Source organism: Oceanobacillus neutriphilus, from assembly GCF_014645515.1.
Classification (GTDB): domain Bacteria; phylum Bacillota; class Bacilli; order Bacillales; family Amphibacillaceae; genus Oceanobacillus; species Oceanobacillus neutriphilus.
Map to the genome: position 1 here is coordinate 257,512 of NZ_BMLW01000001.1, position 15,286 is coordinate 272,797.

General features: G+C 39.0%; 14 protein-coding genes. 5 read left to right on the forward strand and 9 right to left on the reverse strand.

Translation table 11 applies throughout. From position 1 onward, the window contains the following. Positions 1-8: 8 nt before the first annotated feature. The 4 genes from IEX29_RS01120 to ymaG all read right to left on the reverse strand — a co-directional run bounded on the left by IEX29_RS01120 (position 9) and on the right by ymaG (position 2,819). Complete coding sequence (locus tag IEX29_RS01120; protein WP_188732702.1) at positions 9-635, reverse strand: bifunctional 4-hydroxy-2-oxoglutarate aldolase/2-dehydro-3-deoxy-phosphogluconate aldolase; 627 nt, start codon at positions 633-635, stop codon at positions 9-11. A gap of 52 nt (positions 636-687) precedes the next feature. Then, complete coding sequence (locus IEX29_RS01125; protein ID WP_188732703.1) at positions 688-1,692, reverse strand: LacI family DNA-binding transcriptional regulator; 1,005 nt, start codon at positions 1,690-1,692, stop codon at positions 688-690. Between the two features lie 253 nt (positions 1,693-1,945). Beyond that, positions 1,946-2,257, reverse strand: coding sequence for a hypothetical protein (locus IEX29_RS01130; protein WP_188732705.1), 312 nt, complete (start codon positions 2,255-2,257; stop codon positions 1,946-1,948). 277 nt (positions 2,258-2,534) lie between these two features. After that, positions 2,535-2,819 (reverse strand): inner spore coat protein YmaG, encoded by a 285-nt coding sequence (ymaG, locus tag IEX29_RS01135; RefSeq protein ID WP_229720037.1) that lies wholly within the window; start codon positions 2,817-2,819, stop codon positions 2,535-2,537. 170 nt (positions 2,820-2,989) lie between these two features. On the opposite strand from ymaG, the gene IEX29_RS01140 reads away from it, so the two are divergent. Next, positions 2,990-4,516, forward strand: coding sequence for a Ppx/GppA family phosphatase (locus IEX29_RS01140; RefSeq protein WP_188732707.1), 1,527 nt, complete (start codon positions 2,990-2,992; stop codon positions 4,514-4,516). A 155-nt stretch (positions 4,517-4,671) separates the two neighbouring features. Beyond that, positions 4,672-6,759, forward strand: a complete 2,088-nt coding sequence (locus IEX29_RS01145; RefSeq protein ID WP_188732709.1) for an RNA degradosome polyphosphate kinase — start codon at positions 4,672-4,674, stop codon at positions 6,757-6,759. Positions 6,760-6,930: 171 nt separating this feature from the next. Here the strand turns inward: IEX29_RS01145 and IEX29_RS01150 are convergent, their stop codons facing one another. Continuing rightward, positions 6,931-7,734 carry a MurR/RpiR family transcriptional regulator gene (locus IEX29_RS01150; protein ID WP_188732711.1) on the reverse strand — a complete coding sequence of 268 codons (804 nt, stop codon included), beginning with the start codon at positions 7,732-7,734 and terminating at the stop codon, positions 6,931-6,933. Between the two features lie 167 nt (positions 7,735-7,901). Between IEX29_RS01150 and menC the strand changes: the two genes are divergently transcribed. Together menC and IEX29_RS01160 are read left to right on the forward strand one after the other, a co-directional pair. Beyond that, positions 7,902-9,011 (forward strand): o-succinylbenzoate synthase, encoded by a 1,110-nt coding sequence (gene menC / locus IEX29_RS01155; RefSeq protein WP_188732712.1) that lies wholly within the window; start codon positions 7,902-7,904, stop codon positions 9,009-9,011. Positions 9,012-10,238: 1,227 nt separating this feature from the next. Continuing rightward, positions 10,239-11,633 (forward strand): L-cystine transporter, encoded by a 1,395-nt coding sequence (locus IEX29_RS01160; RefSeq protein WP_188732714.1) that lies wholly within the window; start codon positions 10,239-10,241, stop codon positions 11,631-11,633. Between the two features lie 73 nt (positions 11,634-11,706). Here the strand turns inward: IEX29_RS01160 and IEX29_RS01165 are convergent, their stop codons facing one another. The 3 genes from IEX29_RS01165 to crcB (IEX29_RS01175) form a co-directional block, all read right to left on the reverse strand. Beyond that, positions 11,707-12,471 (reverse strand): SDR family NAD(P)-dependent oxidoreductase, encoded by a 765-nt coding sequence (locus tag IEX29_RS01165; protein ID WP_188732715.1) that lies wholly within the window; start codon positions 12,469-12,471, stop codon positions 11,707-11,709. Between the two features lie 104 nt (positions 12,472-12,575). Further along, a complete protein-coding gene (crcB, locus tag IEX29_RS01170; protein WP_188732717.1) occupies positions 12,576-12,938 on the reverse strand; it encodes a fluoride efflux transporter CrcB in 363 nt (120 codons plus the stop codon). Positions 12,939-12,953: 15 nt separating this feature from the next. Continuing rightward, on the reverse strand, positions 12,954-13,346 hold the full coding sequence (crcB, locus tag IEX29_RS01175; protein WP_188732719.1) for a fluoride efflux transporter CrcB: 393 nt from the start codon (positions 13,344-13,346) through the stop codon (positions 12,954-12,956). Between the two features lie 201 nt (positions 13,347-13,547). On the opposite strand from crcB (IEX29_RS01175), the gene IEX29_RS01180 reads away from it, so the two are divergent. Beyond that, on the forward strand, positions 13,548-14,273 hold the full coding sequence (locus IEX29_RS01180) for a DUF3784 domain-containing protein (RefSeq protein ID WP_188732721.1): 726 nt from the start codon (positions 13,548-13,550) through the stop codon (positions 14,271-14,273). 48 nt (positions 14,274-14,321) lie between these two features. Here the strand turns inward: IEX29_RS01180 and IEX29_RS01185 are convergent, their stop codons facing one another. Beyond that, positions 14,322-15,215 (reverse strand): 3-hydroxyacyl-CoA dehydrogenase, encoded by an 894-nt coding sequence (locus tag IEX29_RS01185; RefSeq protein WP_188732722.1) that lies wholly within the window; start codon positions 15,213-15,215, stop codon positions 14,322-14,324. Between the last annotated feature and the right edge of the window lie 71 nt (positions 15,216-15,286).

The following is a 15,286-nucleotide window of genomic DNA, read 5'->3' on the forward strand; positions in this document are numbered from 1 at the left end:
AAAAACCATTATTTTGCTAATTCAATAAATTCCTGTGCCCGTTCTGTTAAAGCACGATAATCTTCTTCCGTTTTTAATTTAGCAGCATCTACTAAGTTGCTGCCGAGACCGACTGCTGCACTGCCGTTTTGGAGGTACTCTTTTAGATTATCTCTGGTAATCCCTCCTGTAACCATAGCTGTTACATGCGGCAGCGGACCAAGAATATTTTTGATATACCGGGGTCCGACTGCATCTGCAGGAAATACTTTTACCATACGTGCACCGTTTTCATATGCTGTCAAAATTTCTGTCGGTGTAAAAACGCCTGGAATATGCTCCACCCCATACCTTTGACATAACTGTAGTGTTTCTTTATTTAATGTTGGCGCAACAACAAAAGCAGCTCCTGCTAAGATCACCGCTCTTGCTGTTTCCGGATCTAACACGGTGCCGGCTCCCACTCTAATTGAATCGTCGGTGTTGGCAGCTGCCTCTGCGATAATATCATTGACATTTGGTGTTTCTGCCGTAATTTCTACATGGTGAATACCGCCTTTTGCCAAAGCCTCCAGAATAGGCACAATATTATCCTTATTCGATTTCCGGATAACAGCAACCACCTTTTCCCGTTTAATTCCTTCTATAATATTCATCAAAAATTCCTCCTTTTTAAGCTTGTCCATTTTTCTATTGCTGATAATCTTCTTAGCAGGACTCTCTCCGGTTCAGCGTTGGTTCAAACCGGATTATTTTAGAACGATGCTGTTTTTCAGGCTCTAGAATGAAAGAAAATAAAATCTCTGCTGCTTTTTTCCCCATTTCAAACGCCGGTTGTGAGATAGTTGTTAACGGCGGGGTATAAAACGCAGCAAATGATACCTCATCCACACTGATTACAGCAACATCTGAAGGTATCTGCAGCTTTTCCTTTTTCAAAAAAGAGAGCACTTCATGCAGGGTCAAGTCATTCATTGCAAAAATAGCATCCGGTCTTTCTTTTTGCTGAAAAAGTTCCTGCAGCTGACCCTTCATTTCTCTGATTTCTCCACTGATTGTAGAAAGCTTCCGTGTATGATTATCTTCTTCCTGCACTTTTTTGATAAATTCCTGTGCCCTCTCAACTCTCGGAGTAATCTGATGCGTCAAAGGAGGACTAACCATCGTTAAATGTCTGTAGTCCTTGTTCATTAACTCATCTGCTGCAAGAGCGGCAGCTTTTTTATTATCTAATAGAATTGTATCGACCTTCAGCCCCTCGACCGTTCGATCCATAAATACCATTGGATATCCTTCCTCTGTCAGCTGCTGATACAGTGCTACATTGCCACCGGTCGGAAACGCAATTATTCCGTCTACCTGCTTTGCTTTCAGCATTTCAATATACTTCTTTTCTTTCTCCGGCTGATCATCTGCATTGCACACAATAAGGTGAAAATCCTTTTCATGGCATAAGTCCTCAATCGCCCGAATAACCTGGGTTGAATATACATGAAGTATATTTGCCACAATGACACCAATCGTTGTTGATGACTTTTGCTTTAAGCTTCTGGCTACCATATTCGGCTGATAGTTCAATTCCTCTACAGCCTGTTCCAGCTTGGTTCGGGTTTCTTTACTCATATATTCAAATCTTCCGTTCAAATACTGCGAAACGGTACTTTTAGACACCCCGGCATGCTTGGCAACATCTGTCATTGTTATTCTTTTCATTTGCTTCACCTATTAAATTATTTTAAAATACATTTTAATAAACCGGTTTAGTAAACCGATTTAGATACAGTATAAAGGAATAGAAAACGCTTTACAAGCATTAAATCGTTTATTTTGTTATATGCACACTGAAAAAAATCAAATCTATGTATTTTCCGTTCACACATAGATTTGATTCTCATTATCAATAAAAATTTACTTTTCTTCAGAGCTGACTCACCTGACAGCCAAACAGCTTAGTAGCCTGTTGAATTTAAATAGATCGATTTCCTTCCCAATATGGAGCTGAATATCCATATGACTCCGGGGTATAACGCGGAAAATTATCGATAGCCATACCTGTGATTACTCCACCTAGAAATGGTATACCATATTGAAAGACCGGGTTTCCATAATACGGACCTCCAAATCCTGGACCAATAGGACCGGGGCCAAAAAAACCTGGTCCATAAAATCCTGGACCAAAAAATCCCGGACCCCATCCAGGCCCTCCAAAAAAGAGTCGGGGATCCATATTACTTTGATAATCCGTCTGATCTGCGGGAAGCATATGTGCCTTATCCATTTCATGCTCACTCCTCTCTTTTTTATCCAATCCTCTTTTAGTGTATGCGTTCACCCAGAAAATGAATGGGCTTGGTTGTATCATACAAAGCATAAAGTCGATTATCACGTTTTATCCTGGCTAAAAATTTGAAAAAATATCTCTAACAATTAGATAAGTTATATAATGAGCAGAAAAAAATCCTCTAAATTTATGTAAAATAAAAACTGCCAAAGGGCAGCTTTAAAAAGATAATTTTTCTCCCGTCATTCAAATCATCCTATATATAAATCTACTATCAATACGGATAGTAACCATACGGCGGATACGGATAATAAGGAGGATACGGGTAAAATGGCGGTGGTCCGCCTATACCGTCAAGTACTAATCCTGTTGCCAGCCCTCCCAGAAACGGAACCCCAAATCCGAAGGCAGGATTGCCAAAAAACGGCCTTGGACCATGATGATAAAATGGACGCCTCGTATCATAGTTATATAAATGATTATTAAATCCAGCATCGTTATAAAATTCATTTAGATACATTGCCTGTTGATTTCCTGAATGTAAATTTATTTCATTCATTCTATTAATACACTCCTCTCCCGATTGCTTCCTACCATGATATGCATTCACCCAGAAAACGATAATCAAATTATTCCCCTTTTTCTGATAATATAGCTATCTTTATGACTTCTTCCGCTAAAAAATATGGTAAACTGAAAAAAAGTGATGAAAAAACGGGAGGCTAAAAAATGAAGAAACTAAACTACGCCATTATTGATATCGGCTCAAACACAATGCGTTTAGTTATTTACGAAACAACAAAGAGCAACCGTCTGAGAGAAATTGAGAACGTCAAAGCCTCATCCAGACTGCGGACTTTTTTAGAAGAAGATAATACATTAAACCAAGCCGGAATTGACCGTTTAATAGATACACTGAAAAGTTTTCAGGAAGTGCTGGCAACCTATACACTGCAGGACACAATTTGTGCAGCTACTGCTGCTATCCGGCAAGCCGTGAATAAAAAGGAAATTGAAACACAAATCGTGCAAAAAACAGGATTGAATATCCGTATTCTAACTGAAGAAGAAGAGGCTTACTATGGTTACTTGGCTGTTATCAATTCTACGTCACTCCAAGAAGGAATTACGGTAGATATCGGCGGCGGCAGTACGGAGGTTACCTATTTCGAGAACCGTGAATTAAAGGAATCGCACAGTTTTCCTTTTGGTGCGCTTACTTTAAAGGATTGCTTTAAAAAATCCATCCCGGCTACAGAGGAAATCACAAAGCTGCGCCAATACTTAAGAGAACAATTTGCAACACTTCCCTGGCTTCAGAACAGAGAAGTGAAATTAATTGCTATCGGCGGAAGCGCCCGAAACCTGGCACAAATTCATCAAAATTTGGAGTCTTATCCTTTGGCAGGTCTCCATGAGTATCAGATGTTTCAAAAGGATATTATGGAAGTAAGTAATTATTTGACCTCATTAAAGCCGGCTAAATTAGCAAAAGTAGAAGGACTTTCTAAAGATAGAGCAGATATCATCATCCCTGCAATTGAAGTTTTTCACTGTCTCTATCAGACTGTCCGGGCGGAAAGCTTGGTTCTAAGCCGTAAAGGATTGCGGGATGGCATTTTATATGAACATTTTGCAAAAGAATCTGACTCCTCTCTCTTTCCAAATGTTCTGGAAGAAAGCATCCAGGAGCTTGTAAATGATTTTGATTTGAATCGTAAACATATTAAGCATGTCCAAAGCTTAACAGAGCAGGTATTCGATTTTTGCAAAGAGAATGGACTTATTCAATTAGATAAGCAGGACCGGAGGCTGCTTAAAATGGCAAGTTTTTTATTTAATCTCGGTGAATATATTGATTCTGAATCAAGTCCCCAGCATACTTTCTATCTCCTTGCCAACCGTACCATTGACGGATTGGAGCATCGCGAACGCGTAAAGCTTGCACTTGTTGCTTCTTTTAAGAACAAAACTGTGTTTAATCAATTCATTCAGCCATACAAGTCATGGTTTTTAAAAGATGATCGGACAAAGCTGTTGGAGCTTGGTTCTTTATTAAAGTTCACCTATTGTCTGGATGCTACAAGAAGGCAAGTTGTAGAACGGATTGAATTTAAATTAAAGAAAAAGATTGTCCTTATTCAAGTATACACAAAAGCAAATGCACTGCCGGAGGAATATCAGACTGAAAAGCAGAAGAAACATCTGGAAAAAGCAATTGGTAAGGATGTGGAATTAGAATTTATTACTTTATAGTGAAATGTCATGTAATTATTTAATGAGGAGCTGTTTGCTCAAATCGTTCCTGTTAAGTTACCCTGGAATGTTTACACAAATTTTACACCACTTTAACATACTTTATATAGAGAAAGCTTATGATGTATATAGGACTATAAAAGGGATGGTGTTCTATGGGTCAACATACAAAATACGCCAGCTCACCTGCCTCTTACAATAACAGGGAGCTGAGCTGGCTCTCATTTAATAAACGTGTATTAGAAGAAGCAGCTGATTCAGGCAATCCATTACTTGAAAGGCTGCGATTTTTATCTATCTTTTCCTCAAACCTGGATGAGTTCTTTATGGTTCGTGTAGCCGGCTTAAAGGATCAGGTAAAGGCAGGATTTAACCGCCCCGATAATAAATCAAATCTCACCCCAAAGCAGCAGCTTTCTGCCATCGCATCCTTTAATCATGATTTAGTAGAACAGCAATATCGACTGTATAAACAATTACAGAATCAATTAGAAGAAGTGCAGATTCAATTTTTTCAAATGGCTGATTTATCAGCAGAAGCAATATATTCTCTTGAGCTATATTTTGATGAGCAGGTTTATCCAATTCTTACCCCGATGGCGATCGATGCCTACCGTGCTTTTCCTATGCTGTTAAATAAATCCTTAAACCTTACCGTTCAATTAGAAGATGCGTATGAACAAGAACAGATCTATAAAAAAACAGCTATTGTTCAGGTTCCTGCTTTATTAGACCGGTTTATTCGAATTGATGATGTGCATCACCATTATGTTTTATTAGAAGATGTCATACGCTATTTTATTCATAAGCTTTTTAAAGGATACCGCGTCATTTCAACAAGCATATTCCGTATTACCAGAAATGCAGATATGAATATTCATGAAGACAGCGCGCATGACTTATTGAAGGAAATTGAAAAAGAGTTGAAAAAGCGCAAATTCGGAGCAGCTGTCCGTCTTGAAATAAATAGTATGGAACAGGATGCGAATATCACCCCATTTCTTCTTCATGAGCTGGAAATTCATGAAAAGGATCTGTACATTGTTGATGGACCGCTTGATTTAACGTGTTTAAATGATTTTTATAATCAAGTGAAGCATGATCATGAGCAGCTGATTTATGAAACCTTCATCCCACAGCCTGCGCAAGATATTCATGAGGACGAGACTGTGTTCGAAGCAGTCAGAAAAAGAGATCTCTTTCTCCACCATCCGTACGAATCGTTTGAGCCGATTGTTGATCTTATGCGGGAAGCTGCTGATGATCCGGAAGTACTGGCAATTAAGCAGACACTCTATCGTGTCAGCGGAGATTCTCCGATTATTGCCAGCTTAAAGCGTGCTGCTGAAAATGGAAAACAAGTAACGGTTCTGGTGGAATTAAAAGCACGGTTTGATGAGGCAAATAATGTAGAGTGGGCCAAACAGTTGGAAATAGCCGGCTGTCATGTTATTTATGGAATGATTTCTTTAAAAACACATAGTAAAATTACATTAATTGTCCGTAAACAGGATAACCGGATTGAACGTATCGTCCACCTCGGGACTGGAAATTATAATGATCAAACCGCCAAATTTTATACCGACATGTCTTATTTAACCGCAAAAAGAAAATTTGGTGTTGATGCGACAAATTTCTTTAATTATTTGAGCGGTTATACAGAGAAGCCTGCTTTCCACCATTTTTCGATGGCGCCTTTTGATATCCGTAATGATTTATTGGAGTATATCGAGCGGGAGATAAAGTTTCACAAGCAGTTTAATAATGGTCGTATCATTGCTAAAATGAATTCTCTAACTGATAAATCCTTAATTAAAAAGTTTTATGAAGCCTCACAAGCCGGCGTTCAGGTTGATTTAATTGTCCGGGGGATTTGCTGTCTGCGCCCCGGTATTCCGGATATAAGTGGGGACATTCGTGTAATCAGTATCGTCGGCCGCTTTTTGGAGCATAGCCGGGTTTATTATTTCCACCATAATGGTGAAGTGAATATATTCTTGTCCTCTGCAGATTTAATGACACGTAATATGGTCAAGCGTGTGGAGCTCATGTTCCCAATTTTCGAAAGGCGTATTAAGGAACGTGTTTCTTCTATTCTGGATTTGATGCTGCATGATTCTGTAAAAGCAAGGGAGCAGGCTGATGACGGGACGTATTCCTATGTTATCTCTAATGATAATAGTACGTTAAACAGCCAATTAAAGTTATTTGAGCAGGCGATGGATGCTTTTATGCAGGGATAGCAACGACCGGATAAAAAATCAAAGGCAGTTTAAAACATGCCTTTGATTTTTATCTTTATTCAATTCAAACATATTCTTAACAGCTCTAAATTATTTTTCCAGTCTAATTCAGCAACGTCTCTTCATTAAACTTTATCTCACGTCGATAAAGATTATACTGCAAAATAAATTTCATTTAATAAAATAATTAAATGTCGGTGTCTTTTTCCCTTTATCCGCTACTCTACGAATGATTTTATCTATTATCGCATTAATAAGAGATAGACTGACTGGCCCTTTCTGTAAGAGAGAGTCTCCAGAATGTGCGGTGTGGACAGGGAGTGTTATATCTGCAAATGGTACCGTTGGAGCAGCTAATGAATCTGTAATGACAATCACTTTAATTCCTTTTCGCTGCGCATCTTTTGCTAATTGAATCGTGTCTACAGCATACCGGTAGAAAGAAAAAACAATTAATGATGATTTTTCAGGTAAAAAATCCAGTACTCCTGCATCACTTTCCGGACGAAACAGATTGACGTTTCCAATAATGTAATTTAAGTTAAAGTACAACCAATGTGCATAGCTATAGGAATGATAGTACCCAGCGATGACAATCCGCTCACTCTGTAAAATCGTATCGGCCACTTTTTCTAATTGTCCCGCATCTATCTGTTTATGCAGCCAACGGAGGTTCTCTATATCTGCCTCCACAGAATCATGAAAAGTACTTTCCGTCATTTCTGCTGTGACTTGTGATAGATTTAAGAGCTCATTTCTTACTTCCTTCTGTAATTCAGCATAGCCTTTGCAGCCGATAGCGTTACAGAATCGGAGCACCATTGTTTCACTGACACCAATCATTTCTCCAACCTTTTTTGCCGGATGTGTTGCAAAGGCAATTGGTTCATTTAATAAATAATCTGCAACCTTTTGCAGTCCCTTTGTTAAATTTGGCCAATGTGCTTTTATACGCTCTTGATATGTTGTTTCCATTCCATCCCTCTTTTGAAGTCTAAACAATTATTTAATATTGCTATAAAGTATAGACTTCATTATAATAGAATGCAACGTATGAATATATACGATGATGAAATAAGAATCAGCTATTACATTATTTAAGGGGTAATTTACTAGCAGTTACCACAAAAGGAGTTCTTCTTATGAAAATTACAGAAATTACAATGCACCGTATGAATATGCGAATGAAAAATCCATTTACAACAAGCTTTGGAACCGAACAGGATCGTGAATTTATTATTTTGGAAGCAAAAGATGAAGATGGTACAGTTGGCTGGGGCGAGTGTGTCACATCCGAGTCCCCTCTTTATATTGAAGAATTTACAAAAGCTGCCTGGGTGATGCTGGAGGAATACTTAATTCCGCTTACACTGGGGCGTGAATTTAACCATCCGGATGAGCTTACGGATTTATTCGAACCCTTCAAACGCAATAATTTGGCAAAAGCAGCTATCGATGCAGCTGCCTGGGATATTTATGCCAAACAGCAAGGTATTTCCCTGGCACAGGCAATCGGCGGATGCAGAACTGATATCGAGGTTGGAGTCAGTCTTGGAATTGAAGATGATATTGAAAAGCTTCTTAACAATATTAAAGAGAAAACAGAGGAAGGCTATAAACGGATTAAAGTCAAAATTAAGCCTGGAAAAGATGTCGAGGTTGTTGAACAAATCCGCAGGCAATTTCCTGATATTCCGCTGATGGTTGATGCTAATTCTGCCTACACACTTGATGATATGGAAACACTGAAAAAACTGGATCCATTTAACCTTATGATGATTGAGCAGCCTTTAACAGCCGGTGATTTAATTGATCATGCCGAGTTGCAAAAGCATATTAAAACACCGATTTGTCTGGATGAGAGTATTCATTCCTATGATGATGCACGACAGGCAATTCAGCTCGGTAGCGGGAAGATTATTAATATGAAGGTCGGTCGTGTCGGCGGAATTACAACCTTGAAAAGAATTCATGAGCTATGTAAAGAAGCAAATATCCCAATGTGGTGTGGAGGCATGCTTGAATCCGGTGTAGGGCGTGCTCATAATATTGCGGTTACCTCCCTTTCTACATTTACATTGCCGGGAGATACTGCCGCTTCTTCACGCTATTGGGAGGAAGATATTATTGATCCAGAAGTATACGTCAAAGATGGAATCGTACAGGTTCCTGCTTCTCCTGGAATCGGATATGAAGTTAACCGTGAAAAATTAGCAAAATATACTGTTGAGAAAAAAGTCTTTACGCAATAAAAACAAATAAAAGAAGAGCTGTAAAAAATGTTTAATCCTTTTGAAAAGGGAAAACCATCCTACAGCTCTTCTTTTTTTGCCTTCATTTAAATGTTATTTCAAAAATAGTACATATTAAATACTCAACTTTCGCACATTAAAAAGTAACTTCCTATCCATAGGAATAGGAGTTGATCATTTCTTCTATATATCTGTTGACAAAGATAGAAGGTAAAGCGACCGCTACGGCGGACCGTTTTGCTTTCCTAGGGGCACGCTCTTCAGCTAACTTTTGCCAAGAAGATCACTTGGCAAAAGTGGATCTTCAGATGGTGCTAATCCCTGTCCAGCTACAAACGTCAAAAACTAGACAACTTCCCGACAGCGCCCTACGATAAGTCATCATCCGTTCGTAAACTCACGGTGATTCCTTTATCTCAGTTGCTTCGGTCCAGTTGTTACGTTTTTAATCGACGCTTTCCGCTTTCCTTTCAGGAGTCAAAACGGTCCGCCTCCGCTAGCAGGGTATTCTATACTGAAATAATTGAACAAATAAAAGGCAGATCTGACAGAACGAATTTTCGTGTTGCATGGTAAAGGTAAACATGCTCGGCAATCCTTATTTTTGGTGCATGAAAGCTATTCTTGATATGGATTATTCATGCTGTCATGATTTGAACTGCTAAAAATCATTTGAAACATCAGCATGATTGCTTATTTAGGCTAAAAACGATGATTTCATCTAACTTCATCAGGATATTATTTCTTCCATGCGCTGTAGAATCCTATTAGAGCGCAGGCCAACCACGTAGACTCCTATGGGAACAGGGCGAGCTGAAGATCCACTTGAAAAGCGTTTTTCCTTTCAAGTTAGCTGAAGCCGTCCCCATGGAAAGCGTAGTGGTTGGTCGGAGCGGCGCTATACACAATCTTCTTTCAATAACAAGGTAACAACATGCAAGCAGAATAATGAAGAACATATTCATCCTGGAATAGGAAGGTATAGATACTTATTCTCAGGTGCGAAAGTGGAGTTAAATATATAAGATAATTTATTAAACGAAACTAACTGACTTCTGTAAATCGTTAATAGTAATAGCCAATATCCCACTATTTGCATATGATTTAAAAACTAAGTAAAATATTTCAAGCAACAATCTTGAAATCACAGCAGAATCATTGTATAGTTTAATCCGTATTATTTTCATTGGATTTATGAGGAACATTTTATAAGGAGGATAACACCAAATGGATAATTGGTTTATAGTATTAAATATTATTGTTTTACTTGCATTAATTGGTTTATTAATCTATATGCAGAAAAAACATGTTTCTTTTGCTAAGCGTGTATTTACAGGTATGGGTATCGGAATTGTATTGGGTGCTCTTTTTCAAGTTATTTATGGAGCAGACTCGGATATTCTTACAGGAACCCTTGACTGGTACAGTATTGTCGGCAGCGGATATATCCGTTTCTTAATGCTGATTGTTGTTCCGCTCGTTATGGTTTCAATTATTCGTGCTATTATCAATCTGAACGAAACAAAGCAGCTTGGAAAAATGGCCGGCTGGGTGATTGGCGTACTTATTTCAACAACGCTTATCGCAGCAACACTCGGTGTGGCAACATCTCTCATTTTTGACCTGAATGCAGAACAAATTGAAGCAGGTCATGAAGAAACAGAACGGGGAGCTTCACTGGAAGAAAGTTTTGAATCTATGTCAGAAGAAACTACACCACAACGGATTGTTAACTTTATTCCAAATAATATCTTCTTAGATATGACTGGAGAACGTTCCACATCTGTTATTGCAGTCGTTATTTTCTCTGTCCTTGTCGGGATAGCCACCCTTGGCGTAAGCAGGAAACAGCCGGAACAGGCTGAAAGATTCACGAAAATGGTTAATGCTGTGTTTGCAATTGTAATGCGGCTGGTAACACTCATTTTACGCTTAACTCCGTTTGGTGTATTAGCACTCATGACGAACATGGTTGCTACAACAAATTTTGCGGGAATTGTACAGCTCGGTAAATTTGTGATTGCATCCTACGTGGCGATGATTGTGATGGTTCTCATTCACATGTTAATTATCAGCGGATTCAGATTAAATCCTGTTACTTTTATGAAAAAAACTTTTCCGGTACTGGGATTTGCTTTTACTTCCCGTTCTAGCGCCGGTGCGATTCCGTTGAATGTAACAGCACAGAAAGAGACTCTTGGTGTAGATGATGGGGCTGCCAATATGTCAGCTTCATTTGGAGCAACGATGGGGCAAAATGCCTGCGCAGGTATTTATCCTGCAATGCTTGCTGTGATGATTGCACCAACGGTCGGTATTGATCCAATGTCTCTTGACTTTATTGTACAGCTTGTATTAATTACAGCTATCAGTTCATTCGGTGTTGCCGGTGTCGGCGGCGGAGCAACATTCGCAGCGATTATCGTTCTGTCCTCCATGGGACTGCCAATTGCTTTAGCCGGCTTGCTGATTACTGTTGAGCCGCTCATTGATATGGGCCGTACAGCTGTCAATGTTAATGGCAGCATGGTTTCAGGTACTGTAACTTCTAAAGTGCTCGGCAACCTGAATGAAACGAAATTTAATGATAAAAAAGCGGTTGTTGAAAATACCGGCATTTAATTTTTCCAATATAAATAGCAGCTATCTCAATATTTTCTGAAGATAGCTGCTATTTTTTTATTATATGATTATGCTAATCTGCCTGCATTCCACCGTCCACATTATATAATGCTCCATGCACAAACGAAGCTTCATCCGATGCCAGAAAACGAACGATTTGCGCAACCTCCTCAGGGGCACCGAACCTTCCAACTGGAATACCCTGCTTAATGGCTTCCCCTGATTTTTCCGGCTCACCAGGCGTTAAATTATTTTGAATATCAGCCAGCATCTGTGTATCAATTGCTGCAGGTGCCACTGCATTTACGCGAATCCCTGCTGGAGCTGCTTCCAGTGCTGCAGTTTTGGTTATTCCTGCAACAGCATGTTTGGAGGCGATATACCCGACCATCCCTGCAGAACCAATGTATGCTGCGTTTGATGCTGTATTAATAATCCGTCCATGACCCTGTTTTTTCATTTGCGTAAGAACATGCTTCAGCCCTAAAAATACACCTGTTACATTAATAGCCATAATCTGTTCGAAAGCTTCCTTCTCTAAATCTGTAATTTCCGCAACTGGACCGTTTATTCCTGCATTATTAAAGAAAACGTCAATTCTGCCAAAATGATTTACCGTTTCCTGGACATAATTTTTTACATCAGCTTCATTCGTTACATCTGCCTGGATAATAGCAATATTTTCTGGATTTGTTGTGAGGGATTGCTTTGCTTTTTCCAAGGATGATTCGTTAATATCAACTAGAACAACTTTTGCACCCTGATCCAAAAATAATTTTGCCGTTGCTTGACCAATTCCTCCTGCTCCGCCAGTTATCAGCACAATCTTATCCTGCATTGGCACCTCTCCTCGTTTTTTATACGTTTCAAATCCTATTTTATGATAACGCTTTCAAATATACAAATAATTGGTTTCCCCGATTACAGGTATTAAGTAATCAGCTAAACCAACAAGTGCACCATTGCTATCCCAACCCAAGCCGCTATAATACTTAATAAAGCAGACGCCAGAATATACAGGAAAGCTACCCGCCACTGCTTATCCATCAGCAGATCAATAACTTCTTTTCCGAAAGTAGAAAATGTCGTGTATCCGCCGCAAAAGCCTACTCCTAAAAGAAGCCAAAGCTGTGAGGGTAAATCAAGTCCATATAAAATACCCAGCAGAAAAGATCCTGTCATATTAATGATCCAGGTAGCGACAGGAAAAATGATTCCTTTTTCTACTCTTACCACATTCATATATTCACTGATTATGTATCGTAATAACGCACCGGCTGCGCCGCCGAGACCTACCAAAAACACAGGGATAACCCTCCTTTATATTTCTTCCTTAACATTTCGGGTTTTCCTTAACCTGGAATAAACAGCTCTTGCTGTCCAGACACCTGCCCCTGCAAAAACAATTCCCACAATCAGGCTAATCCCAATATAAAGAAGAGCCATTGGCAGGTTAAGGATCAGTACATCCAATGCAAAGGTAGAAAATGTCGTAAATGCCCCCAGAAAGCCTGTACCAAACGTCAATGCCCATACCTGCCGATCCTGTCTGGAAAGCGTAACAAGCGTGAGCAGAAATCCCAGAAAGAAGCAGCCTATTATATTAACCGCAGCCGTAGCTATAGGAAATGGCTGCTCACTAAATAACAGACTGATTTCATAGCGTGCCATCGCTCCAAAAAAAGCACCAACCATCACAAATAGGTATTTCACCTAATCACCTCTTTATCCGTACATTATTTAATACAATGAAGAGTATCTACAATTTAATCCTAACCGGCGGAGAAAGCAAGTGTTTTTGAAGACACAGCTTTCGTTTTCATAAGAAAAGTCTATTTATCGTCATATCAATGAAACTTTTCCAGCCTTTCCCTCGTAATTAGAGTGCAAAGCAAAAATGGAGGGACTCATCCGATGGAATATTTATACGGAATTCAAATTTTTTTAATTCTTATGTTTTTCTTTTTCAGTTACCTCATTTTAATACGTAAAAACTACTATTTAATCAGCGGATTCAAATCAAGTACGGCTGCAGAGCAGCAAAAGATGATCCAGGCAGGCTATCCACGTGCTGCCGGTAAGATGATGCTGCATGTTGCTATTGTACTAACAATTGGTTTCCTGCTTCAGCTCCTGCACGTTCCTTATGCAATTGAGAGTTCTTATGTTGTTATGCTTGTTGTTTTATTTATCGAAACTTTTTTGATGATGAAAAAGGTGAAAAGAAAATCTCAAAAGATAAACAAAACGGTTTTAATGGTATCTCTCATTTTAGTCATCATCGTTTTTGCTATCCCTTTTATGCCGAATAAATTGGAAATAAATGGTGACTCCTTTGAAATATCAGGCTTGTATGGCGAAGAATGGACGTTTTCAGATATTGAAGATATTTCCCTGTATGATGAGCTTCCTGAAGTTATGATTCGTACAAATGGCATTTCTTTATTTGGAAAGCATCTTGGGAAGTATCGTTTGGAAGGCTTAGGGTCTGGTAAATTATTCCTTCGTTCAAATGAAGCTCCTTTTATTGTCGTCCGGACGACAGATAGCTTTGTCATTATGAATGCAAGTCAGTCTGATAAGACAGTGGAATCCTATCATCAGCTGGAGCAGGCCATTCAACAAGGTACCAATAATTAACAAAAGCTGCCCGATAAACTTCGGACAGCTTTTTGCTGATTATTTAACTTACTTCAAGAAATCCGGATCTTCAAATGCCGGATCAGGATATTTATAAAAACCTTCACCGGATTCAATACCAAATTTTCCTTTATCCAAGTATTCTTCTTTTAAAAATTTCGCAACTTTTTCAGCTTTTTTATCCCCGGCTTCTGCTTTCGCAGCAGACAGGTTATAAGGTGTGCGGATACCAATAACATCTAACGTAGCAAATGGGCCCTTAGGAGCTCCGGTAGCTACCATCCATGTTTTATCAATGGTTTCTGCATCGGCAACATCATTTACTAATAATTCTTCTGCTGCGTCCAAGAATGGAACAAGCAGGGAATTTAAGATGTAGCCTGGCTGTTCTTTATAAATAGGCAATGCAACCATGCCGATTTGTTTAGCAAATGCTACAACATCCTCAAATACTTTCATGTCTGTTCCTTCATGCTTCATAATTTCAGCTGTATTGTTTTTCCAAATCTCATTTGCAAAGTGAAGCATTAAAAATTGGCTTGGGCGCCCAGTCGCTTCAGCAAATTGGCTGGGAAGCATGGTAGATGAGTTAGACGCAAAAACTGTCTTTTCTGGAGCAACTTCGGCTAATTTCTTATAGAAATCTAATTTAATTTCTTCTTTCTCAGGTACTGCTTCAATGATTAAATCAGCATCTTTAACAGCTTCTTTTAAATCAATAGAAAAGCTGATACTCTCAAATGCTTCTTTCACGTCTGCATCCGTAGCATTTAAATCCTCTTTATAGCGCTGCTGCCATTTCCCCATACGTGTTTTTGCTGCATCTACAGCTTCGGCATTAATATCATATACCGTTACATTGAATCCTTTGTAAGAAACCTGATAGGCAATTTGGCTTCCTAATACACCGCTGCCTGCTACTGTGACATTTTTAACTTCCATGAAAAAATCCTTCTTTCTATTGTTTACAGTTTAAGTATACTCCTAATTATGACAAGTATAAACAATTTTGC

Coding starts and splice junctions, on each gene's coding strand:
- IEX29_RS01120 (WP_188732702.1), bottom strand. CDS start 635: ATGAATATTATAGAAGGAATTAAACGGGAAAAGGTGGTTGCTGTTATC.
- IEX29_RS01125 (WP_188732703.1), bottom strand. CDS start 1,692: ATGAAAAGAATAACAATGACAGATGTTGCCAAGCATGCCGGGGTGTCT.
- IEX29_RS01130 (WP_188732705.1), bottom strand. CDS start 2,257: ATGGATAAGGCACATATGCTTCCCGCAGATCAGACGGATTATCAAAGT.
- ymaG (WP_229720037.1), bottom strand. CDS start 2,819: ATGAATGAAATAAATTTACATTCAGGAAATCAACAGGCAATGTATCTA.
- IEX29_RS01140 (WP_188732707.1), top strand. CDS start 2,990: ATGAAGAAACTAAACTACGCCATTATTGATATCGGCTCAAACACAATG.
- IEX29_RS01145 (WP_188732709.1), top strand. CDS start 4,672: ATGGGTCAACATACAAAATACGCCAGCTCACCTGCCTCTTACAATAAC.
- IEX29_RS01150 (WP_188732711.1), bottom strand. CDS start 7,734: ATGGAAACAACATATCAAGAGCGTATAAAAGCACATTGGCCAAATTTA.
- menC (WP_188732712.1), top strand. CDS start 7,902: ATGAAAATTACAGAAATTACAATGCACCGTATGAATATGCGAATGAAA.
- IEX29_RS01160 (WP_188732714.1), top strand. CDS start 10,239: ATGGATAATTGGTTTATAGTATTAAATATTATTGTTTTACTTGCATTA.
- IEX29_RS01165 (WP_188732715.1), bottom strand. CDS start 12,471: ATGCAGGATAAGATTGTGCTGATAACTGGCGGAGCAGGAGGAATTGGT.
- IEX29_RS01180 (WP_188732721.1), top strand. CDS start 13,548: ATGGAATATTTATACGGAATTCAAATTTTTTTAATTCTTATGTTTTTC.
- IEX29_RS01185 (WP_188732722.1), bottom strand. CDS start 15,215: ATGGAAGTTAAAAATGTCACAGTAGCAGGCAGCGGTGTATTAGGAAGC.